The sequence below is a fragment of the Pedobacter aquatilis genome, assembly GCF_032678405.1.
In the GTDB taxonomy this organism is placed as follows: Bacteria; Bacteroidota; Bacteroidia; order Sphingobacteriales; family Sphingobacteriaceae; genus Pedobacter; species Pedobacter aquatilis_A.
Genome location: NZ_JAVTSJ010000003.1, coordinates 404,380 through 427,782, shown reverse-complemented (window position 1 = coordinate 427,782; position 23,403 = coordinate 404,380). Strand labels below are relative to the sequence as shown.

Sequence of the window (23,403 nt, the reverse complement as noted above, 5' to 3'; positions counted from 1 at the left end):
TTTGCTGTAAATGTTTTTTATTGCAATTGTCTTACACGTATATTAGATATAATTGGGTTACATTTGCGGTAACAACAATACATGTACAATGAAGATAGGAATTGTTTGCTACCCCACTTTTGGTGGTAGTGGAGTAGTTGCAACAGAACTTGGAAAAGCGCTCGCAAATGAAGGTCACCAGGTTCATTTCATAACTTATAGTCAGCCGGCAAGGCTCGATTTCTTTTCTGCAAACTTGTTTTATCATGAGGTTTCGGTAAGGGATTATCCATTGTTTGATTATGCCCCTTACGAATCGGCACTGGCAAGTAAATTAGTTGATGTTGTTCGCTTTGAGCAGCTTGATGTTTTACATGTTCATTACGCTATTCCGCATGCATCGGCGGCATTTATGGCAAAACAGATTTTGGCAAGCTACGGTATTCATATTCCTGTAGTTACCACATTGCATGGTACAGATATTACACTCGTTGGTAAAGATGCGACTTATAAACCTGTAGTTACTTTTTCTATTAACCAAAGTGATGGTGTTACAACGGTATCGCAAGACTTAAAGGATGATACTTACAGGCATTTTGACATCACTAAAGAAATTAAGGTGATTCCAAATTTTATAGATTTCAAGCGTTTTAGTTTGCAGGCAAAGGATCACTTTAAAAAAGCGATAGCGCCAAATAATGAACGTATCTTAATTCATACCAGTAATTTCAGGACTGTAAAAAGAACTGCCGATGTAATTCGTGTTTTTGAAAAAGTACAGGCGGTAATTCCCTCAAAATTATTAATGGTTGGCGATGGTCCGGAACGTGTAAATGATGAGCGTTTATGCAGGTCTTTAAATATTTGTGATAACGTTCGATTCCTGGGCAAACAGGATGCTGTTGAAGAAATTTTATCAGTTTCTGATTTATTTATTATGCCCTCTGAGTCGGAAAGTTTTGGTTTGGCTGCTTTAGAAGCGATGGCATGTAAAGTTCCTGCTATTACCTCAAATGCAGGTGGCTTGCCTGAATTAAATATCGATGATTTTTGCGGTTATATGTGCGATGTTGGCGATATCGATGATATGGCAAATAAGGCAATTACCATTTTAAGCAATGATGAAACGCTGAAGTATTTTAAAGAAAATGCCTATAAAAGAGCGCAAGATTTCGATTTAAAGAAAATATTGCCTTCTTATGTAGACTACTACAAAGAAGTAATTGAGAATTCATTACAGGCTAAATATTAGGTGGCCCCAAATACCTGTATATTAGTTTGTAACAGCATTAATGTGAGGATTTTTTCTTTGCATTTAATAAATCGAAACTTTCTCAAAATCAAACAATTATAAATCGTACCTTTGCGGCCTTAAAACCTTTGGTTAAGATTTAAGGGTTACATTTCATATTAGAAAACAGGTTAGATGAAAAAAATTGTTGATTACAGAAAGCTTTTGAATGTAGATAAAAATGCTGAGCTGAAAGATCTTAAATCGGTATATCGTACTTTGATGAAAGATTGCCATCCGGATAAATTTCAGCAGGAGGAGGAAAAATTAGCTGCTGAAGCCAGAAGTAAAGATATTATTGAGGCTTACCACTTTTTGGTGAGCATTGCGCCTGAAACCCGCGAACAGCATATTGAAACGTATACTGAAACGATAACAAAATCGAATATCCTTGATTTTGAATATAAGCAACAGGTATTGAACATTCAGTTTTTCGATGGTAGTGCATACGAATATTTTGATGTGCCAAGAGCTATCTATATTAAACTGGTAAATGCAGATTCACCAGGTCGTTTTGCCCGCAGACATATATTTAACGATTTTCCATATCGTAATGTTGTAAAGGTTGCAGAACCTGCTTAAAACAAAAAAGACTTGCCATAGGGCAAGTCTTTTTTGTTTTAGAGTAGTTTTACTTAGTAAAAACCAGGTTAACCGGTGCGCCAACTTGTATGCGTTTTCCACTATCAGTTAATTTTCCTGTAGTTTTATTACGGTTAAAAATTACAACATCATTTGTGTACTGATGTGCAACCAATAAAAACTTTCCACTCGGGTCAATAGAAAAGTTTCGTGGTCCTTTCCCAAGCGTGCTTACCGTTTCTACGAATCTTAAAATGCCTGTAGAAAGGATTGAAAATACTGAAATAGTATTCGCATCACCTCTGTTTGTTTCATAAAGGAATTTGCCATCAGCAGAAACATGGATGTCAGCGCCATCAATTCGTCCTTCAAAACCTTTTGGGCTTGTTCCAATCTCCTGAATTTTTTTTAAGCTTCCGTTAGTATAATAAAATCCGGTTATGCTGCCATTAAACTCATGGGCTAAATACGCAAATTTTCCATTAGGTGAAAAAGTAATATGACGTGGGCCTGTTCCCGGATTCGTACTTAAAACACTTTTTAATGTTAGTACCTGGTTCTTGCTTTTTGGATTATAGCTATAAATATAAACGCGGTCTTCTCCCAGGTCGTTACAGATTAAAAATTTCTTATCTGGGGTAAACTTTACCATGTGCACATGAGCGCTCTCCTGCCTTCCTTTCGGATCGATACTCTTACCCGAATGTTTAATTACAAGTGTGGCACTGCTTAATGAGCCATTCGCTTTGCGTTTAAAAACCGCTAAACTTCCACCACTGTAGTTGGCTACAATTACATTATCGTTGTCGGCAGTTACATAGCATGGATCAGCTCCTTCGCTTTCTACCTTATTTATAAATGTTAGGCTACCCGTTTTTGCATTATACTTAAATGCGCTAACTGAACTTGTTGCACCTGTCTCATTAACCGAATAAGCAAATTTTCTATCAGGCGATAAAGCAATATAACTTGGATTTGCTACATCTTTTGTTACATATTTTTGCTTAGCGCTACCGTTTACAGTATAAAAATTATAGGTGTAAATCCCTTCGCTTTTAGCAGGCGTATTGGTATAGGTTCCGATTAAAAGATTATAATTGGTTTGCTGTGCCAATACCGGGAAAGAAAGGGACATAATTATGAGCAATAGGTTGTATTTTTTCATTTTGTAATTATTGGTTAATAACAAATATCAGAAAATAATTTTATGTCCTTAGTGTTAAACGCTATTCATTAAGTTAAGCTTAAAAATGGTGTCGTAACATAGTCTTAGATAAATTTTTTGATGGTTATAGCTTGCAATAAAAAAGGCAACCTTTCGATTGCCTTAGTTATTATTTAATAAGATGTTTTATCTGGATTAACTCGTGCTCTTCAAGATAACGCCATCTGCCTCTTGGTAAATCTTTCTTGGTTAAATTACCGTAAACCACGCGGTCGAGCTTTTCTACATTGTAGCCTAAATGTTCGAAAATACGACGAACGATTCGGTTTTTGCCGCTATGTATCTGAATACCAACTTCTTTTTTGGTTCCGCCAGCAACATAAGAAATGTTATCAGGTTTAATTAAACCGTCCTCCAGTTCTAAACCAAACTGGATTTTATTTAAATCGCCTTGTGATAAAGCTTTATCTAATTCTACGTTATAAATTTTGGTAATGCCATTTCTTGGGTGCGATAGCTTGTCAGCCAAATCACCATCGTTGGTCATTAACAATAAGCCTGTTGTATTACGGTCTAATCGGCCTACAGGATAAATACGTTCACGGCTTGCCTTGTCTACCAATTGCATCACGGTACGGCGTTCCTGCGGATCATCTGTAGTAGTGATATAATCTTTTGGCTTGTTTAACAATACGTAAACTTTCTTTTCGCGTTTAAGTAATTCGCCGTTATAGCGAACCAAATCTTTTGCCGGATCTACTTTGTGTCCCAGCTCGGTTACAGCTTCTCCGTTTACGGTAATAATGCCTGCAGCAATTAGCTCATCTGCCTTACGGCGTGAGCAAATGCCTGCATTTGAAATATATCTGTTCAGGCGGATTAAGCCTTTATCTTCATTTGTTTTACGGCCAGGCTTAATTACTGTTCTTTCTTCGCGATTAAATTCAGTATCTCTTGGTTTAAGCTCTTCGCGTTTTCTGAAAGGCCTAGTGTCGCCACCTTCTCTTGGCTTTACATCTCTTGAACTTCCCGCACTAGGCTTGAAATCGTCATTTCTGTTTCCTCTTGATTTGAAATCTTTGTAGCCACCTTCTTTTTTCTTGAAATCCCTTTCACCAGTTCTCGGTTTAAAATTTCTCGAATCTCCATCCTTAGATTTGAAATCCCGTTCTCCTCTTGGTTTGTAATCTCTTGCACCACCATCTCTTGATTTAAAATCTCTGTCGCCTTTTGCTTTGTAATCTCTTGAACTATTTTCTCTCGGTCTAAAATCGCGGTCGCTTCCTTTTGATGAAGAATCTTTTGATTTAAATTCCCTGTCGCCAAATTTGAAGGCTTTAGGTTCTTCATCTCGCGATTTGAAATTGCGGTCGCCCCTTGGTTTGAAATCTTTTTTGTCTCCGAAAGATTTTGATTTAAAATCTCTGCTGTCTGTGCTTCTGGGTTTGAAGCCTGAGTTCGAATCAGATGATTTTCTGAAGCCACCTTCTTTATCTTCTGTTCTTCTTCTGTCGCCACCGCCAGAATTGCTTCTGCCTTCGGTTTTCCGGCTGCCCGGTTTGGACTTGTCATCCCGACTGTTCCTGTTGTTTTTATTTATCATGATACGCTTTTAACCACATCTAAAATGCGGGCTGCAAATTTATGTAAAATAGCTTGAATTATCAATCAGGAGCGCCGATAAAATTTTATCGAAAAATAGCCTCTAAAATAGTAAAATCAGGTTGAAAATCAAAATTTAAAATCCACGTTTAAAGCACTTTAAAGGCTGATTTTTGCACATAATTTTGTAACTAATTGGTAATCTGATTATTAATTTTTACCTTTGTCAACGTTTTTTATAAGTTCACCAAAAAAAGGAGGAAGATGATAAAGAAACACATAGTACCATTTTCGATAGTGGCAGCACTATTTATTTTGGCAAAAGTGTTCGCTTACCAAATGCCCTTAGCACAACAAAGTCTTTTAAAAAAAGAGAATTTAAACACTACAATAACCCCAATTGAAAAGCCTGTAAAAGAGAAAAAATCTTTAATGGCACAATTAAATTTTGCTGATGAAACCCTCCCTCTTGGCGACAAAAAGGTAGAACGCAAAATGAAAAAAATCCTTGCAGCTCATACTTATGGCAATACGCAAACGCACCGTTTACAGCGAAAAGCTGCGGAATGGTTCCCGATTATTGAGCCTATTTTAGCTGCATATGGAATTCCTGACGATTTTAAGTATTTAGCTTTAGTAGAATCGGGTATGCAGGCCGGTGTATCGCCGAAAGGTGCAGCAGGTGTTTGGCAGTTTATGCCTGGCACAGCCCGAAATTATGGTTTAAAAGTTAACGGAAAAACCGACGAACGCTACAATCTGCGTAAATCGACCGTTGCGGCCTGCAAATACATTAAAGAAATGTATAAAGGTTTAGAAAGCTGGACATTGGTTGCTGCGGCATACAATGTTGGCGATGGCCGCTTACGCCAGCAAATTAATAATCAGAATCAGGATAATTACTACAAAATGAGGCTTAACCGTGAAACCGGTGGTTACGTTTACAAAGTAATTTCAATGAAACAGATTATTGAACATCCCGTACGTTACGGTTACGATAAACCGAAAGAATTACTGGCATATAATGCCGAATAGTATATAAAAGACAAGCATTTGGTAAGGCGTCCCGGATACCCGGGACGCTTTTTTTGTATTCCGCTTTCGGCTTTCCGCTTTAATACTAAATACCTTTCTTTGTAATATGTATAAACTTCGAATCGATAAAATTATTAACCAACCAGGCGAAAACATTACACTTCAGCTTACGCCAATAGAACAGGAGTATCCAAAATACCTGGCTGGTCAGTTTATATCACTAACATTCGAAGGAAAGCACAAAGAAATCCGCCGCTCGTATTCCTTCAATAGTTCGCCTGATGTAAACGAACCAATTGCTATCACTGTTAAAAGAGTAGAAAATGGCGAAATTTCCAGAATATTGCATCATAAAACGGCTGTTGGCGATATCCTTACCGCGCAAGAGCCACAAGGGATTTTCAGTTACCTGCCGAACGAAAACCTGGAACGCGATGTTTTTCTTTTCGCCGCCGGTGTCGGGATTACACCTTTAATTTCCATCATGAAAACAGCGCTGGTTAGAGAACAGTACTCCCGGATTACGCTTATTTACAGTAACCGTTCGCAAGAGGATACCTTGTTTTACGATGAACTGAATTATTGGCAGCAACAATATCCTGAACGGTTAAAAATCGTCTTCGTTTTCAGCAACAGTAAAAACCTGTTAACCGCCAGGTTAAATAAATTTTACATCGAAAGGTTATTAAAAGAGCATTTAACTTATGAAAGGGAAAATGCACTGTTTTACACTTGTGGGCCAGTTATTTATATGGATTTATGCCGCATTACGCTTTTGGGTATGGGTTTCGATATTAAACAAATTAAACGGGAAACATTTGTATTACCCGAGGATGAAATTGATGAAGATGACAGCTCGGAAAAAGTGGTTGATAAAAATACTTATTCAGTTATCTTAAATTTCAAAGGCGAAACATACCATTTAGCTATTCCATGGCCCAAAAGAATTCTTGATGTTGCTCTTGAACATAAAATTAAGTTGCCGTACAGCTGCCGGGGTGGCGTGTGCAGTACATGTGTAGCCAATTGCACCAAAGGAAGTGTACGTATGGATTACAACGAAGTTTTAACGGACGATGAATTGGAAAGGGGAAGGGTTTTGGTTTGCACCGGCCACCCAACGGAAAACGGAACAACAGTTGAATGGTAGCACTATGTTTGTGAAAAATAGAAAATTTATTTTTAGCTCATTAACCTTTCTTTAATTTATAACAGCATTTATTTTAGCCCATAAATCATTATCAAATCCAGATACTGCGAAATTTGGATTGCTCGGGTTAGAGGCATTCCCCATCCGCACAATTACCATCTTTTTACTTGGGATAACATATATCCTTTGATCGTTAGCGCCCATAGCTGCATACATATCAGCAGGTGCATTTGGTACTAAGAATTCATTGTAAACTGTCTGTTCGCCCGGAATCATAAACTTGCTCTTTCCGTTTAGCCACCACAGGTAACCGTATGATGGATTTATGCTTTGCGAGGTATTAATACTTTCGGTAAAATAAGGTTCGTTAATAATTTGGTCTTCTTTCCACTTTCCTTTATTTAAAGCCAAAATGCCAAACCTCGCCATACTTCTTGCTGTACTGTGGTAAATGGTATAAATTGTTCCGAAATTCCAGAAACCATCCATCCCGATTTTATTTTTCAGTTTCTCGTTGAAGTAAGTTTCAAAATCTTTATTGCTTGCTTTGGCGACAACATCTGTTAGTTTTTGGAAAACATTGCTGTATGCCCATCTTGTTCCCGCATCGGCTACATAGGTTAAGTTTGGTTTTATCACCAGTTGTTTGGTGTCATCGTTGCCTGACGTCATTGTTAACAGGTGCTTTATGGTGATGAGGCTTTCCTTGTCGGTAGGCATACTCGTCCATCCAGTTCCTAAATAATCTGACGCTTTATTGCCAATACTAAGTAAACCTTCCTGTTGTGCTATCCCTGTTGTGGCCGATACCAGCGTTTTGCCTGCACTGTTCCATTCCCATTCGGCTGTCGAAGAATGTCCGTTAAAATACTCTTCCATTGCAATTTTACCGTTTACCAGAATCATAAATGATTTCGAATTCTTTTGCGCAAGGAAAGTTTTTAAGTCGGCAATGGCCGTAGCATTCCAGCCTAATTGTGTTGTAGAAGTTGTTTCCCAGGTACTACCAGTATTTGCCGGGAAATAAAGCCCCGTATCCGGATTAGTGGGTGTTGGGTTGTTGCCTTTTTTGCAACTTACAAATGATAAAGTAATGAGCAACAATAGGTTTAGATTCTTCATAATGTTCGTTTTAAACTTTGACTGGTTTTTTAGAGAAAGTTTAAAGGGTGGGGTGGTTGTTTTTTTTGGATTAATTTAAGCATTTCTTACCTTTTCCAAAATTCCAAAAACCCTTAAGCGCTTACCAACGTTTATAGGTTAATGAACAAACAGCTACTGCTATTAATTACTATATTTTGTCCAATATTGCTTTTCGCCCAGGCAATTGACACTGATTCTTTGCAACTTAAACGAGAACAAGCCAATAAATCTTTCATCAGCCTCTATAAAGAAAATGCAGATTTGGCTTATACATCACCTTTTGGAGAAATAGGTGCGCCAACTAAATATGTAATCAATGGTCGATTAACGACAACTTATATGCTTTTGAGTAGCTATAAATCGCCAATAGCGCTTTCTATTATTCCCGATTTTACGGTTCGGGTGCGTAATGAATTTTCTGCTGCTGTTCGTACGCCGAGTTACCGTTTGGGTGGGGCTTTGTATGCTCGCTTAAATCAAAACCCCAATAATTATAAATATGCTGAACTGGCTTTTACGCACCATTCTAACGGACAAGACCAGAACGCAAGAAACCTGGATGGAAGTATAAACACCTTCAACGGGAATTTCAATGCTAATTATTTAACGCTTTCTTATCGGTTTGGACATTTGATAAAATCTGCTGATAGCGATGCCAAATATTACACCCTAAACCACAGAGTGGGTTTTCAAACACATAAACTTTTTAGGTACGAACCGGTTTTGGATGATGGTTTCGGTTTTACCCGATTATTGTATAATTTCTCTTTTAGAAGATATGATGAAATAGAACGAAAATCGCTAATGCAGCACAATAGAAAGAGCGAGAAAGAAACGTGGAGGTTAAATGCAGAACTTTCTTATGCGGTTAATAACATCCCCGGTAAAAATATTGCCAATATCCAAAAGCGACTAAATGCCGAAATTAACTTTAATTACAGTTTCCCATTTATGCATAATGTGTTTTTAATGGCTGCGGTTGGTTATTATGGAGAGGATAATTACAATATTTATTTTCAGGATAAGTACGCCTATATGCGTTTTGGATTATCGTCGGGGTTTTTGAGAAATAGAGGGAGGGAGTAGTTAATTTTATAATTCTAGATAAAGTATTCGATTTGCATTATAAATTTAAGTGACCGCTGAAGAAGCGAACACTTAAACTAGTGGGGTTACGAATAGTTTTTTAATCCTCTTTTGGTTTAAACATCATATAACCAACACCTTCAATTTTCTTCTCTCCAGTAAATTTGCCATTTAAAAAATATTGCTCATAAACATCACCTTGTGTTGCTCCAAATTTTCTAATTGTTTTTCCAGTGCCATTTATTAATAGTTGTTCGCCATTTTCTGTCCAAAAATTATCTACACAATATTCATCATTTATGTACTCACCCGTTTCTGCAATTTGACCATTTTCATAATATTCTGTCCATAAACCGGCATGTCTGCCATCTATGAAGTTTCCAATCATTTCAATTTCTCCATCTTCGAAATACCGAATGAATTTTCCATGTTTTATTCCATTAAAAATTTCATACTCAAATTCCAACTGGCCATTGTCAAAATATTTTTTCTCGGATTCTTTCATGAAATTATGGCTAACTTATAAATCCACTACACATACTCATCCCAGAAACGAGAGATTAGCAAATAGAGCGTTGCGTAAAATTCATTTCTTAAAACTAATAAATATAAGTTGCGCCGCAAATAATCAAAACGCTTTTCTTAAAATGGGTAGGCCATTGTAAAAACCACAGCACAGCTCAAACTCGTATAAATCTTTTGAAAGCTGATTTATTTTTACAATATTGCTGTAAGATTTCGCAACAGTATCGCTCAGAAATCAACCCTTTAAAGGTCTTTAAAATAAAAAAAAACCTTAGCCATTCGGCCTTATTTTAAGAGAGAAGCATCCCGATGCTCGTTTAAAATATCTAATTAAAATTGCTGCAAAATCCCGAACCGAAAATCTTCCCGCCCAATTTAATTTTTAACCTTAACAACCAAATATTATGGCATCAACATCAGAAGTTGGCTTTGCAAAACAACTAGCAGATTACGAAGATTTTTTAGAATTACTATCGAAACTAGGTGACCTCTATATGCCACCTAAGCGGGAGCTACACCTAATAAATTTACGCAACCATTTAACAACAGCCAAAGAAGCAATGAGAGAGGTGAGCACTTTTTTACCTCCATATAGCACAGCTGTAGATAAACAAACACTTGTATTTAGTTTGTTAAATGATAAAATAACCCGAAGCTTAAACTTCTACAAAGTTTGCATCAGCAATCCGAAAGAAATAGATACCGCTAAAAATCTGGCAGATAAGATTCGGGGCGTTTCTAAGAAATCTAAATCTGTAAAAGATGCCGATATCCCTAAAAAAAATGTATCGCAATCGCAACTCTCTTTCGATAGCAGAATAGAAAACCTGAAACAATACATCGATGTGTTATCGGCAAGTGGCGAATACGCCACATCGGGTAGTGGAATAGACATCGAAGATTTAAATTCCATTCTGACAGATATGGAGGCAACAAATGGTAGTGTGGCTGCCGCAAAACTTCCGCTAGAGGAAGCCCGTAACAAACGTTACCAAATATTTTATGCGCCTAACAGCGGACTGGCAGATTTAGTAATCAACGTTAAACGCTATGTAAGGGCAACATTAGCAAAAGATAACCCCTTTTATAATGCAATTACAGGTTTCACTTTTAAAAAACGATAAAAAATAGATTAATCTATTTCGTTAAGCAGCAGGCATTCTGGTTAGAGCATAATCCGGGTGCCTGTTTGTTATTTATAAGCACATGTAATCTTCAATAAAGGCTTGTCTGAGTTAAATAAGGTATTGGCAAAAGTAAATAGGACATTGGCAGGAGTAAATAAGGCAGCGGCAAAAGTAAATATGGTTGTGGCGAAAGTAAATAAGGTTGTGGCGAGAGTAAATAGGGCAGTAGGAGCATTCAAATAGATAGTAGGCGTATTTAAAGGGGTGATTAAGCGAAAACTTAAATTAGTGGGCGTTAGGATTTTTTCAAAAACTTTTTCATCGCCATTCATAAGCAATTGAATTTACTATTTGGTTCACGGCTTTTTGGTCAAAATTTGTATTATTCTTTAAAAATTGTTTTGAGTTTTCAGCTCCTGTTGTTAAATCAGTAAAATTCCATAATTCATACTTTGAAGCCTCTTTATATACTTTTGAAAAGAACTCTTTCTCAATTTCTGTAATACCTGGATTTTCCATAATGGATTTGTAAAATGTCCATGGTTTTTCCCAATCAGAAAAACTGTTAATTATTTGCGTTAGGTTTTTCATAGCATTACAGTAACTTATTTATACACGCTAACCAGTTGCGCATATACTCTCAGATTAGAGGCAAAAAGCGAACAATTAAACTAGAGGGGGTTAGCAGCCGTTTAATTAAGTTGCCCATTTACTTTAAGCAGTTTTGCTAGTTCTTCGTTTTCAATTACAGCAATAGCCCAGCCCAGTTTGTCCTGCATTCTTTTTATATAATTCATTAAGTTTTGAGAACATCTCTTTGCAGTTACGAAAATTACAATTGTCCTGTCAAAATGAATAAAGGGTCTGAATATTTGATAAGAAATGGCTTCAGGAACTGTTGGGCTTTTAATTTCAATTCCAGACTTAAATGGCATACACAAGAAATAGTTTTCTTGGTTTAATCTCACACGCAGTTCCATATCCGCTATTTCAAAAACTCCGTGAGGTTTTTGCCTTTCTCGTTCTAAAATACCTTTATCAACACCTATTATTGTGTTTGCAAGTTTTGTTCTAAGAGTTTCATCATTATAGCCAAGAAGTAAATTCATTTCAGCTTCATTAACTGTTTCTTTATGTGATTCCTCATATTGATTGAATATATTTTTCAAATTGTTCGTTATGTCAATTTTACCGTTAGTTAATGGGTTTAAATTTAACTCTATCTCATTGAATTGTGGTTTCAAATAACAGTAATATGATAGACACTGTAAAAAAAGAATGTTATTTAGTCCTGGTTTTGAACGATAAATATCTTGTTCTAAATTTGAAAGGTTACTTTCAAATAAATTCACAAATTGTTCTCTATTTAGTTGGAATAATGATGTTAAAATGCGAAGCTTATGCTCTGTTTTTAATTCAGGAATTTCAGTTATATCCGTTATAACCAAGTTCAAATCTTTTGCGAGTGCATTATAAGTTCGGATTTTTTGTGTTGTCAAAAATGAACTTAACTGCAAATTGGTTACTAATATATCATTTCCGTCATCTGTTGAGACAATTTGATTTATCAAGGATTCCACTTCATTTAATAGTTCCTTTGATTTTGACTTATATTGTTGGTCTGAACAAAATAAATACTCACTCAGAACCTGTTCAAGATTGATAAGAACATATAGTGCGGGAAGGTAAATTTCGCTTAGTTTATTCTTTAAAATAAATTGTATCGCCCATAAAACTCTAGGCATTCTTTCGACAAAGTAATCATCTGTGGAACCTCCAATTCCGCAAATACGTCTGTTAAAGCCCAGAATAGTCGACAACATAGTTGATGTGTCTGCGTTAATTTTCAGAAAAGCACCTTGTTGTGAGTTTATATCTCCTTTTGCAATGTCAGCATATGAGTAATAGTAATTTGAATAATAATTTAGTCTTTCGTGAACTATGTCGTAACCGTATCTATAGCTTTTTTCAAGTATAATTCTATCGTGAGATTCCAAGAAGCCGCAATCCAACACTTTGTCTACTGTTACTAGTGCTTCGTTAATGAATCTACTTTCAAAATTACTGAGGGTTCCTTTTTGGGAGCTTGCTGAAATTTTGTCAAGTAATAAATTTTGAACAATTGAAATTTGTTCAGAAAAGAGCTGTTTTATTTCCATATAGCAATGTCTGTGTTTTTTGAATACAATTTAATAAACTTGATTTGCTTTCCTTAAGCTTTTCAAATTGTCGAGTCGTTAAACAGATTGGGTCTAAGTTTACATCAATCCTTTTTATTAGTTCTCTTCGTTTTAAAGTTGATATTCCTTCAAAGTCATTACTAACAATTAAAATGTCCATATCCTTTGAATATTCTATTCTATCACCGAATTGAAGGATGAATTCAGTATCAAACAGTTTTACTATGTCTGATATGTAGGATTTCGTCATAAATGGCTGCTAACTTACTTATATGCGCTACCCAAATAGCACACAACCACCCCAAAAGATGAAGTAAGCAAAAAGAGAGTAGCGTAAAATTTATTACTCTAAAACTAATAAATTTAAACCAAGCTTCAAACAATTAATCCGCTTTGAGAAATCAAAAACAAAAAAATACAAAACCCTTAGCGGTGCTTAATGTTAGTAGATAAAGCCTTTCAAAATGTCAACATCATTATTAAAAAGCGTACAAATAATTATGACAATTAATCCTTAATACAGTTTAACTTACACTTTCTTTTTGATAAAATTTTTAGCATTTTTGCAGATTGGAATTCGGGTGCTTTTCAGCCTTAAATCCTCCCCAATTTTTAATAAAATATGAGCAATAAATCTATCGACCTCGGCGAGCAAAAAGATGTAGAAGTTTACGGTGCGAGGGTACATAATTTAAAAAATATTGATGTTAGTTTTCCCCGCAACCAGATGGTTGTGATTACCGGTTTAAGTGGTAGCGGGAAATCTTCACTTGCTTTTGATACTATCTACGCCGAAGGACAGCGCCGCTATATGGAAACATTTAGCGCCTACAGCCGTCAGTTTATGGGCGGTATGGAGCGTCCCGATGTGGATAAGGTTTCGGGCTTAAGCCCGGTTATTGCCATCGAGCAAAAAACCACCAGCAAAAACCCACGCTCAACAGTTGGTACCATAACCGAGATTTACGATTTTATGCGTTTGCTATATGCACGCGTGGCCGATGCCTATTCGTATAATACGGGTGAGAAAATGGAGCGCATGAGCGAAGACCAGATTCTCCAAAATATTTATAAAAAGTTTGATGGTGTTGCCGTAAATATTTTAGCACCTATTGTAAAGGGGCGGAAAGGCCATTACCGAGAACTTTTTGAGCAGGTGCGTAAACAGGGTTATGTGAAGGTTCGTGTAGATGGCGAAATAAAAGACATTACCGCCAAAATGCAGGTCGACAGGTATAAAATCCATGATATTGAAGTCGTTATCGACCGTTTAATAATCGATGAAAAAGATAAAAAGCGATTGCTCGATTCACTGCAAACGGCCATGAAAATGGGTAAAGGGGTAATTAAGATTAGTGATAAGGATAACAATGTTGCTCATTTCAGTAAATTTCTGATGTGCCCAACAACAGGTATATCCTACGATGAGCCGCAACCAAACAGTTTTTCTTTTAACTCGCCTTATGGTGCCTGTGAGCGTTGTGATGGATTGGGCTACATTTTCGTAGTGGATAAGGAATCGGTGATGCCGAACCCGAAACTGAGCATTTTAAACGGTGGTTTAGCTCCGCTTGGGGAATATCGTGACACCTGGATGTTTCAGGTATTAAAGGCACTTTCAAAAAAATATAACTTTTCATTGTCAACACCGATTGAAAAGCTGAGCGATGAGGTAATTAACATCATATTAAATGGTACACACGATTTAATTAAGGTTGAGGTTGAATACAATAAGTGGAACGTTCAGAATTATAACATCACTTTCGATGGTATAATTAAAATGCTCGAAGAGCAAAACGAGAAAAGGGGAGAAGCTGCGGTTGATGATATGGAAGCTTTTCGCAAGCTGAAAACCTGTCCGGAGTGTAACGGTGCAAGATTGAAAAAAGAGAGCCTTCATTTCAAAGTTGATGGGATGAATATTTTCGACCTCGCCTCAATGGATATTAATGAACTGTACAAGTGGTTCGAAAATGTTGATGAGCGATTAACGGAGCGTCAGAACATCATTGCCAAAGAAATTTTAAAAGAGATTAAAGCGAGGATTGGTTTCCTTACCGATGTAGGCTTAACCTATTTAACTTTAGACCGTACTGCCCGTACGCTTTCAGGAGGTGAGGCGCAGCGTATTCGTTTAGCTACACAAATTGGCTCCCAATTGATGAACGTAATGTACATTCTCGATGAGCCAAGTATTGGTTTGCACCAGCGCGATAATGAACGGCTAATTAATGCACTTAAAAACTTACGTGATTTAGGTAATACCGTTTTGGTTGTAGAACACGATAAGGATATGATTTTAGAAGCCGACTGGGTAATTGATGTGGGTCCTGGTGCAGGTATACATGGCGGGCAAGTTGTAGCGGAAGGAACTGCCAAGCAAATTTTAAAATCGAATACTTTAACTGCTGCTTATTTAAGTGGTAAGAAAAATATAGAAGTACCTAAAAACCGTAGAAAAGGTAACGGCCATAAATTATCGATTACCAAAGCAAGCGGGCATAACCTGAAAGATGTTTCTGTTGATTTTCCTTTAGGTAAGTTTATTGCAGTAACGGGTGTTTCGGGTAGTGGTAAATCGAGCTTAATTACCGAAACCTTGTACCCGATTTTAAATCACCATTTTTTCAGGGCGAAGAAAACACCCCTTCCTTACGAGAAAATAAGTGGCTTAAAGGAGATTGATAAAGTTATTGAAATTGATCAGGCGCCCATTGGAAGAACACCGCGTTCAAACCCATCAACTTACACAGGTGTATTTTCAGATATCAGGAATCTCTTCGTACAGTTGCCTGAAGCGAAGATTCGTGGATATAAACCGGGTCGTTTCTCTTTTAATGTTAAAGGTGGTCGTTGTGAAACCTGCCAAGGTGGTGGTATGAAGGTTATCGAAATGAATTTCCTTCCCGATGTACAGGTTCCCTGTGAAGAGTGTGGCGGTAAAAGATACAATCGTGAAACACTTGAAGTTCGCTATCGCGGAAAATCAATAAGCGATGTGTTGGATATGAGTATTGAAGATGCCTGCGTTTATTTTGAGCATATCCCAAATATTTACCGTAAAATAAAGACATTGAAAGATGTTGGCCTGGGCTATATTACTTTAGGGCAATCGTCGGTTACTTTATCGGGCGGAGAAGCACAACGTGTTAAGCTGGCCACAGAGCTTTCTAAAAAAGATACCGGCAAAACTTTCTACATTTTAGATGAACCTACCACAGGTTTGCATTTCGAAGATATTAATGTACTCTTAGGCGTGTTACAGGAATTGGTTGATAAGGGGAATACAATTTTGGTAATTGAGCATAATCTTGATGTGGTTAAAGTTGCCGATTGGGTGATCGATTTGGGAGAAGAAGGTGGCGCTGGTGGCGGTAGAATTTTGTTCGAAGGCACACCTGAAGGCCTAATCCAGAATCCGATTAGTTTAACCGGAAAATTTCTGAAGAAAGAAATGGGTTTGTAATTATTTTAGGAAAATAAGTTGTGAAATAAGCAAAGTGCGATACAACTTAAAGTATAATAATGCGCTCGTTAAAAAACGAGCGCAAACTTAAAACTAAAATTAGGGCAAACTAATCTTAAGATGGTAGTGTAGGGGCGAATGTTACAATTTTTTTAAAATTATGGCTGTGCTTCTAAATATTGTGCGTAGCAATAGCCTTCTTCGCCATCAGCAGTCCTTACAAGCCACCACAAATCGTTACTTCTGTTCACCAGGGTAATAATTTCGCCGTGGGCAGCCTTTCCTACAATCGGCTGGTCAGTTCCCGGACCTTTACGTATATTTAAATTACTACTTTGTGTAATAACTTTAGCGTGAGCTACCGTAGCGTCAATTGCTACATTCACATTTAATACCAGGTCGCCCGAAGCGAAATTTGGATCAATCTGGTTATAAACATCCCAAAGATGATCCTTAATGATGCCGTTTGGCGCAGTTCCGTCAATGTGTAAAATGCCATCCTGTTCCCTAACTGCCAAACCGATTATACCGGCAGCTGATGCCGCATCAGTTAATGCTTTATATTTTTCTTGTAATGCCATGGTTAAGTCTATTTAACAGTTAAATTGTTTTCGATTTTTTTGGGTTTAAGTGCACTTAACTTCTGCATCAAGGAGATTAATGAAGTTTTTTGGATTTCGCCATTTAATGTAATGATCCCATCTTTAATTGTTGGTTTTACGGTGGGGAAGTCTTTAATCACATCGCTAACATTTTTAATTAATGCCGGGTCTTCTGCAATTACTACTGGTTTTTCTAGTGATAAAATAGTGAGTTTGTTAATAACAGATTTAACACCTTTTTCTGCTTTGGCAATTTTTTCAGCATCAGCCCGAATGCTGTCGCTCGTTACTTCACCAGTTAAGGTTACTTCTCCTTTTAATACAGAAACGTTAATTCCTATGGCTTCTTTTGACTGTAATGTGGCCTGAATTTCGGCATCTTTTGGTTTACAGCCCGCCATAAATAGTCCGGCTATGATAACCAGATTCAATAATAGTTTACTTGTTCTCATCCTTTTGGTTTTATGTAATTGTTTAAATTTTTATCACTCAAAGCAGCTTTTTGGGGATGGCTGGCTTCAAAAACTAAACAAGGATGATTTTTTGATTAAACTAATATAGTAATGTGTTTAATTGAAAATGAAATTTATTTTTTATTTATAGATATAAGACGTAGATTGTTGGGTAAGCAGGATCGGAATAAAATATAATTACGCCCAGTCTTTAAAAGGATGTTGCGTTAAATTGGAATTATAATATTTCTTTTCGTGGGTTACTTCTTCAGCAATCCATGCAGGTAATTCAAATTCTTCGTCTTCAGTGGTGAGTTCAATTTCCGCAACAATTAATCCTTCGTTATCTCCAGAAAAAACATCGATTTCCCAGAGTTTACCTTCATGCGCAATTTCATATCTGACTTTTTCGAGTTCGTTTTCTGAAAAATTGTCGAGCAATTCAATGGCTTCTCCCATTGGGATCTCATACTCAAACTCCAATCTTGTAGCGCCTGTAGAAATACCTTTTATCGTCAGCCAGCCCTTGTTATCAGCAATCCTGACCCGAATCGTTTTATGCGGTTCAGCTAAAATATAGCCCTGGCGTAATTGTTTCCCAATGGGTTTTTCTAGTTTTTCCCATGCGGCTCTATTTAAAAGAAATTTTCTTTCTATTTCTTTGGCCATTATTTTGCTCTTTTCTGTAAATCGGCAACCGGAATACTGATTAAACGCCCAATTGGCTGTTTCCCGCGATAAGTAATAATGCGCAACATGCTGGCATCTTTCGGTGGAACTAAAGCACTGGTGTATTTCGGATAAAAACGATCGGGAGTAGAGTTATCAAAACTATAGTAAATATCCAGACCATCAATTTCCGGTGTTAACTCAATCATTAACTGCCTGTCTGGAGAACGTTTTACATTTATTATCGGATCGTAAATAGCTGGTGAATATTTAACTTCAGCAAGGTCTAGTCGCTTAAACTGGTTTTCTGTACGCTCAACAAAGTTTGTCCAGTTTTTCTTTTCAATCGGGCTCCAAACTGATTCGGAAATGGCAAAAGCACGTGGCCATACCATATATTGCACCTGGCGAAAAGTGAAAATCTGCTCCGTCCATAAGTTAGCTTGTCCACCGATGACATATTGCGCATTTACACCCGCAGGAACAGGATTAAACTGGTAAGCTTTATTAAGTCGTAAAGATGCATAAACTCTTGGCTCTGTTGTTACATCGGCCTGCATATAATCCAGATAAGCGAATTCAGTTGGGCTCATTACCACATTATGCTTATCATTTGCCGCCTGGATGCCATATTTCATACCTCTCCAACTCATTACAGAAGCTGTAGGCGATACCCCTCCATCAAGGATCTCATCCCAACCCATAAATTTTTTGCCTTTTGAAACTACAATCTGTTCAACGCGTTTTTCGAAATAGGCCTGTACCTGAGGGATGGTTTTTAAACCTTCTCGCTGCATAAGCGCTTTAACCTGGTCGTTTTTCTCCCAGAAGTTATGTGCAGCTTCATCACCGCCCATATGTATGTATTCGAAAGGGAATAGTTTAGCAATTTGTGTAATAACTGTATCCAGGAAACTATATACTTTCTCGTTGGCTGGGCAGAGGTTATTATCGACCAGGGCAGTTGGCGGTGCACCGCGGCTCCAGTCCATAATTTTTTCACCCGATCGCACTTTATAATTTACGGCCTCAGGCGTGCATGATAGCTCCGGATAAGAAGCAATAATAGCTAAACTATGGCCAGGAACATCAATTTCAGGCATTATGTTTACGAAACGTTCCTGAGCATATTGAACAAGTTCTTTAATGTCTTCCTGCGTGTAAAAGCCACCGTAAGTTCTGGGTTCATCGGGTGTAGGCGGAGTAAAATCGCCGAAAGTGCCTACCTTTTTTACGCTCCATGCACCAACTTCTGTTAGCTTTGGTAATCCTTTAATTTCAATCCGCCAACCTTCGTCATCGGCCAGGTGAAGGTGCAAGAGGTTAAACTTATACCTCACCATATCATCAATAAAATGTTTCACCTCATCTTTTGTGAAAAAATGGCGGGCAACATCAAACATCAAACCCCGCCAGCCCAATTTTGGATAATCGGTAACATCAACACAAGGTAGTTTCCATTTGGTATCTTTTATTAGTTCTTTGCTTTCGATTTCAGCAGGAAAAAGCTGAATTAATGACTGTGCACCCCAGAAGATCCCGGCAGGTTTATTTGCCGTGATTACAATTTGTGTCGGATTTACATTTAATTTATAACCTTCGTTTCCCAGTTGTGCATCTTCCTGTGTATTTAAAATAAGTTTAATGGTTGGATGTGCAGCATTATTGACTGTGCTCACGAATTTACCGGTTGCAGTGCCGATTCTTTCTGATAAAAAAGTTATCGATTGCTTTAATTCAGCACTTTTAAAAGCCTGTATAATTACGTTTTCGGGTAAGGTAAAGGTTCCGGTTTTACGCATTAGCGAAACCGGCTCGGGAATAATGGCAATCTGCGCTTGCGAAACTGTACTTTCTGCATCACCAATTTCCGTTTCGTTTACTAGGGTTTGAGCATATGTATTAACTGCAAAAATGCAGCAGGAAATGAAGAGGAATATTTTTTTCATTTAAATAATAATTGCGGATTAGCCGAATAAATATTAATTGGCAATTTATTAAAAAAGATTTAGATGGGAACTACAAAAAACGTTTTAGCCATTCCATTGCGCTTTTATCATCCGTAAATGATTTTATGGGGATAGGAGGATTTTGAAATTTGAAAAGTATTTTCATGATAAATTGCGCCAGACCAGGTTTTGAAACCATTGCCATGGCAGTATAAATTTCAGGTAGTTTTTCAGTAGAAAATTTACGCGTCGCTTTATCTGGAACCGGAGAATTTTTAAGGTAAATTAAAAGCGGTACGGGTTTATTATTGGTGATTTTCTTTACCAGTTCTACATTTTTGTCAATGTTCTCCACGGTTCGCAAAATGCTTTTACTGTATGAAATCAATATACCTTCATCGGTTAAAAGGTAATCGGCTATTTCACCTTGTATCAAATTGTTTTCGCTATCGCTTTGCATAAACTAATCCTCGATATTTTTTTGTTCGCTTATAACTATTGCATTTATAAATGCCTCATGTAAATTTTTGCTGAAAGGACTTTGCTCGTCTTTCAATCGTTCCGGATGCCATTGAACAAACAAAAGAAACGATTTTTGATTTGGATTTTGCCTTTCCATCGCTTCAGTAATACCATCAGGTGTAATTGCAGAAACCACTAATCCTTTTCCGGTTCTGTCGGTACTTTGGTGATGATTACTGTTTACCATTCCTTTGTCGGTATTTACGATGCTATTTAACCAGGATGATGGATTTACCATAATTTCATGATAACGGTCGCTTTTATCAGGCATTTTAGCATGGTCAAATTTTCCCCAGGTTACAATATCAGGAATTAGTGTTCCGCCAAAGAAAACATTTCCGACCTGCATGCCGCGACAAATTCCCAAAACCGGAATTTGATTTTCTTCGGTGTAACTCAGAACTTTAAATTCAAAAGCATCACGTTGTTCATCAATATCGTCATCATAACAGTATGGATAATATTCGGGCATGTTGTAAAATTTGGGGTGTACATCTTCGCCTCCTGTTAGTACAATACCCTGGCATTTTTTAATTTCATCGAAATTATTCAGCTTATAGCCAAGTTTAACTACTTCAATATTTTCCTTGTATGATAACATCCAGTTACTGTAAATATCAAACTTGCTGCAATCGGTAACGCCTACTCTAATTTTATTATCTGCCATTTAAATATATGTTGACCTGTAAACACGCCCTGGTTGGGAATGATTATCGATTCGGTTAATGTAGCAATTTTTATTAAATAAAAAACCCGGCAGATTGTAGCTGCCGGGTTTGTAAAAAGGATTATTGCGAATCCTGTGTTTTGTTAAAAATCTGAATATCCCTCGTGTTTTTCTGGACGGTAATCGCCCCAAAAAGGGAGAGTAGAAAGGCAAAGGCATAAAAACCTTTCTCGCTTGGCAAAAGAGAGGCGTTCCATAAACCAATAATCAGTAGGGTAATGGTTAACAACGTTGAAAACCAGCTAATACCATAGTAAATCTCGGTTACGGGAATTCCCTCAAGTTTATCGCGAACAGCTTTTTGTAATGATATCACAGCGAAAAGGCCAAACATCAAAACGGTAAAATAGTATCCTTTTTCATTTAAAAGCATATCAGAACGCCACAGGCCTACAATAAAGCCAATCATTCCGATGCCTAATGCAATCCAGGCAGCTGCCACGAATGCATTTGATGGTTTTTGATTCATTTGATTAGAGTTTAATTTAATTCAATAGAAAACGCTGGAGAAACAGAAAAGGTATAATCCGTTAAAATTATTATTCCTCAACAAGTTTTGAATAGGCTTATTTCAAACAAAAATCTATCTTTCGCATTATTATGGTATAACCTTATCTTAGTTATATGCAAACACTCCTTAGTTCAGCATTAATGCGAAAGGCTGATGAATTTACCATCGCAAACCAACCTATTGCTTCGATTGATTTAATGGAAAAAGCTGCCCGTGCTTTTGTTCAATGTTTTTTAAAGGATGAATTTGATGCGACCAAACGTATAGCAATTTTTTGTGGAAAGGGCAATAATGGGGGAGATGGCTTGGCGATAGCTCATCTGCTTTTAAATAATGGTTGCGAAAACCTTATGGTTTACATTGTTAATTTTAGTGAAAAGCAAAGCAAAGATTTTTCCATAAACCTGCAACGTCTTGATGAGTCGCGTTGTAAAAAGACGGTTATAAATAAAGTTTCTGATTTAAAAAGTATAAAAACTGATTTAATAATTGATGCAATTTTGGGCTCTGGCTTAAATAAAGCCTTAACAGGCGAATATGCAGCGCTTGCAAGCTATATCAACAAATTAAATAAACGTGTTTATGCCGTTGATGTACCCACTGGTTTTGCTGCAGAAGAAAAAATTGCTATAGATTATAACGGCGTAAAAGCTTATAAAACCATTTGTTTTCAACGGCCTAAAATAAATTTCTTTTTTCCTGAATCGGCACTGGCCACTGAAAAATACGAGGTAGTTGATATTGGTTTAGATGAAGATTTTATTCAGCAACAAGATTCAGGTTTTTTCCTGATACAACATAATGATATTGCGCAAAGACTTAAGCCCCGAAAGCTTTTTAGCCATAAAGGTACCTACGGGCATGCACTCATAGTGGCTGGCAGTACAGATACAATGGGCGCGGCTTTGCTTACTTCGATGGCTTGCTTACACGCAGGTGCGGGCTTAACAACTGCCTGTATTCCGCAAAGCGGATTAACTGCTTTAAACGCTATTTTGCCTGAAGTAATGGCCTTACCGCGTGATGAGTATACAAGGATTGAAAATCCTACAAAATACCAGGCAATAGCGATAGGTCCTGGTTTAGGTATTTCGGCAGAAAATGAAAAATTACTGGAAAGTTTAATTGCTGCAGGCCAGCCATTGGTTGTTGATGCCGATGCTTTAAATATGCTAGCCGATCGGACAGATTTGTTGGAAAAATTATCTCCTTTATCGGTTTTAACGCCACATATGAAAGAGTTTGATCGGTTGTTTGGTTTTCATGAAAGCTGGTGGGAACGCTTGCAAACCGCAAAGGCTGAAGCCAGGCGGCTTAAAATAGTCATTGTACTTAAAAATCAGTATACTTTTACCTGCTCTCCAAAGGGGGAGGTTTACATTAACCCAACCGGAAACCCGGCGATGGCCCAGGGTGGTATGGGCGATGTTTTAACAGGAATTGTGGTTGCGTTTCTGGCTCAAAAGTATTCCGCAACTGAAGCGGCTATTCTTGCAAATTATGTTCATGGTAAAGCCGGAGACAAACTGGCTGAAGATTGTATAGTCGTAAGTGCATCGCAGGTGGCAAAAGAAGTCTCTGCCACAATAAAAAAAATTATGTAAGCTGCTATTGGTTATGTTTTATGTCAAAACTTACAA

General features: G+C 37.2%; 22 protein-coding genes. 8 read left to right on the top strand and 14 right to left on the bottom strand.

Annotated elements, in window-relative coordinates; translation table 11 throughout:
- The first annotated feature begins 88 nt into the window (after positions 1-88).
- Positions 89-1,231, top strand: a complete 1,143-nt coding sequence (bshA, locus tag R2R71_RS11205; RefSeq protein WP_316831351.1) for an N-acetyl-alpha-D-glucosaminyl L-malate synthase BshA — start codon at positions 89-91, stop codon at positions 1,229-1,231.
- A gap of 174 nt (positions 1,232-1,405) precedes the next feature.
- A complete protein-coding gene (locus tag R2R71_RS11200) occupies positions 1,406-1,852 on the top strand; it encodes a KTSC domain-containing protein (protein ID WP_316831350.1) in 447 nt (148 codons plus the stop codon).
- Positions 1,853-1,901: 49 nt separating this feature from the next.
- On the opposite strand, the gene R2R71_RS11195 is transcribed toward R2R71_RS11200, so the two are convergent.
- Together R2R71_RS11195 and R2R71_RS11190 are read right to left on the bottom strand one after the other, a co-directional pair.
- Positions 1,902-3,017, bottom strand: coding sequence for a lactonase family protein (locus R2R71_RS11195; protein WP_316831349.1), 1,116 nt, complete (start codon positions 3,015-3,017; stop codon positions 1,902-1,904).
- 169 nt (positions 3,018-3,186) lie between these two features.
- A complete protein-coding gene (locus R2R71_RS11190) occupies positions 3,187-4,620 on the bottom strand; it encodes a pseudouridine synthase (protein ID WP_316831348.1) in 1,434 nt (477 codons plus the stop codon).
- Between the two features lie 263 nt (positions 4,621-4,883).
- Here R2R71_RS11190 and R2R71_RS11185 point away from each other — a divergent pair, with 263 nt between their 5' ends.
- Together R2R71_RS11185 and R2R71_RS11180 are read left to right on the top strand one after the other, a co-directional pair.
- On the top strand, positions 4,884-5,654 hold the full coding sequence (locus R2R71_RS11185; protein ID WP_316831347.1) for a lytic transglycosylase domain-containing protein: 771 nt from the start codon (positions 4,884-4,886) through the stop codon (positions 5,652-5,654).
- Between the two features lie 106 nt (positions 5,655-5,760).
- The gene (locus tag R2R71_RS11180) at positions 5,761-6,804 is read left to right on the top strand and encodes a ferredoxin--NADP reductase (protein ID WP_316831346.1); all 1,044 of its coding nucleotides are present in this window, start codon (positions 5,761-5,763) and stop codon (positions 6,802-6,804) included.
- Positions 6,805-6,855: 51 nt separating this feature from the next.
- Here the strand turns inward: R2R71_RS11180 and R2R71_RS11175 are convergent, their stop codons facing one another.
- On the bottom strand, positions 6,856-7,926 hold the full coding sequence (locus R2R71_RS11175) for a serine hydrolase (protein ID WP_316831345.1): 1,071 nt from the start codon (positions 7,924-7,926) through the stop codon (positions 6,856-6,858).
- Positions 7,927-8,067: 141 nt separating this feature from the next.
- On the opposite strand from R2R71_RS11175, the gene R2R71_RS11170 reads away from it, so the two are divergent.
- Positions 8,068-9,033, top strand: a complete 966-nt coding sequence (locus R2R71_RS11170; RefSeq protein ID WP_316831344.1) for a hypothetical protein — start codon at positions 8,068-8,070, stop codon at positions 9,031-9,033.
- Positions 9,034-9,133: 100 nt separating this feature from the next.
- Here R2R71_RS11170 and R2R71_RS11165 read toward each other — a convergent pair whose 3' ends face one another.
- Positions 9,134-9,538, bottom strand: a complete 405-nt coding sequence (locus R2R71_RS11165) for a hypothetical protein (protein ID WP_316831343.1) — start codon at positions 9,536-9,538, stop codon at positions 9,134-9,136.
- A 424-nt stretch (positions 9,539-9,962) separates the two neighbouring features.
- Between R2R71_RS11165 and R2R71_RS11160 the strand changes: the two genes are divergently transcribed.
- Complete coding sequence (locus R2R71_RS11160; protein WP_316831342.1) at positions 9,963-10,682, top strand: hypothetical protein; 720 nt, start codon at positions 9,963-9,965, stop codon at positions 10,680-10,682.
- 68 nt (positions 10,683-10,750) lie between these two features.
- Here the strand turns inward: R2R71_RS11160 and R2R71_RS11155 are convergent, their stop codons facing one another.
- The 3 genes from R2R71_RS11155 to R2R71_RS11145 form a co-directional block, all read right to left on the bottom strand.
- Positions 10,751-11,017 carry a hypothetical protein gene (locus tag R2R71_RS11155; protein WP_316831341.1) on the bottom strand — a complete coding sequence of 89 codons (267 nt, stop codon included), beginning with the start codon at positions 11,015-11,017 and terminating at the stop codon, positions 10,751-10,753.
- Entirely contained in the window at positions 11,004-11,276 is a 273-nt protein-coding gene (locus tag R2R71_RS11150; protein ID WP_316831340.1) for a hypothetical protein, read from the bottom strand. The genes R2R71_RS11155 and R2R71_RS11150 overlap by 14 nt, the downstream gene beginning before the upstream one ends.
- Before the next feature lie 101 nt (positions 11,277-11,377).
- Positions 11,378-12,844, bottom strand: a complete 1,467-nt coding sequence (locus tag R2R71_RS11145) for a hypothetical protein (RefSeq protein WP_316831339.1) — start codon at positions 12,842-12,844, stop codon at positions 11,378-11,380.
- Between the two features lie 643 nt (positions 12,845-13,487).
- On the opposite strand from R2R71_RS11145, the gene uvrA reads away from it, so the two are divergent.
- Positions 13,488-16,331: an excinuclease ABC subunit UvrA gene (uvrA, locus tag R2R71_RS11140; RefSeq protein ID WP_316831338.1), complete on the top strand. Its 2,844-nt coding sequence runs from the start codon at positions 13,488-13,490 to the stop codon at positions 16,329-16,331.
- A gap of 158 nt (positions 16,332-16,489) precedes the next feature.
- Here uvrA and R2R71_RS11135 read toward each other — a convergent pair whose 3' ends face one another.
- The 7 genes from R2R71_RS11135 to yiaA form a co-directional block, all read right to left on the bottom strand.
- Positions 16,490-16,912 (bottom strand): SH3 domain-containing protein, encoded by a 423-nt coding sequence (locus R2R71_RS11135; RefSeq protein ID WP_316831337.1) that lies wholly within the window; start codon positions 16,910-16,912, stop codon positions 16,490-16,492.
- A gap of 8 nt (positions 16,913-16,920) precedes the next feature.
- Positions 16,921-17,385 (bottom strand): BON domain-containing protein, encoded by a 465-nt coding sequence (locus tag R2R71_RS11130; protein ID WP_316831336.1) that lies wholly within the window; start codon positions 17,383-17,385, stop codon positions 16,921-16,923.
- Between the two features lie 198 nt (positions 17,386-17,583).
- Positions 17,584-18,054 carry a CYTH domain-containing protein gene (locus tag R2R71_RS11125; RefSeq protein WP_316831335.1) on the bottom strand — a complete coding sequence of 157 codons (471 nt, stop codon included), beginning with the start codon at positions 18,052-18,054 and terminating at the stop codon, positions 17,584-17,586.
- Positions 18,054-20,003, bottom strand: coding sequence for a beta-N-acetylhexosaminidase (locus tag R2R71_RS11120; RefSeq protein ID WP_316831334.1), 1,950 nt, complete (start codon positions 20,001-20,003; stop codon positions 18,054-18,056). Before R2R71_RS11120 ends, R2R71_RS11125 begins: the two co-directional genes overlap by 1 nt.
- A gap of 70 nt (positions 20,004-20,073) precedes the next feature.
- Entirely contained in the window at positions 20,074-20,463 is a 390-nt protein-coding gene (locus R2R71_RS11115; protein WP_316831333.1) for an STAS/SEC14 domain-containing protein, read from the bottom strand.
- A 3-nt stretch (positions 20,464-20,466) separates the two neighbouring features.
- Positions 20,467-21,192 (bottom strand): gamma-glutamyl-gamma-aminobutyrate hydrolase family protein, encoded by a 726-nt coding sequence (locus R2R71_RS11110; RefSeq protein WP_316831332.1) that lies wholly within the window; start codon positions 21,190-21,192, stop codon positions 20,467-20,469.
- 121 nt (positions 21,193-21,313) lie between these two features.
- Complete coding sequence (gene yiaA, locus R2R71_RS11105) at positions 21,314-21,721, bottom strand: inner membrane protein YiaA (protein ID WP_316831331.1); 408 nt, start codon at positions 21,719-21,721, stop codon at positions 21,314-21,316.
- Between the two features lie 155 nt (positions 21,722-21,876).
- Between yiaA and R2R71_RS11100 the strand changes: the two genes are divergently transcribed.
- Complete coding sequence (locus R2R71_RS11100) at positions 21,877-23,367, top strand: NAD(P)H-hydrate dehydratase (protein WP_316831330.1); 1,491 nt, start codon at positions 21,877-21,879, stop codon at positions 23,365-23,367.
- Positions 23,368-23,403: the final 36 nt, after the last annotated feature.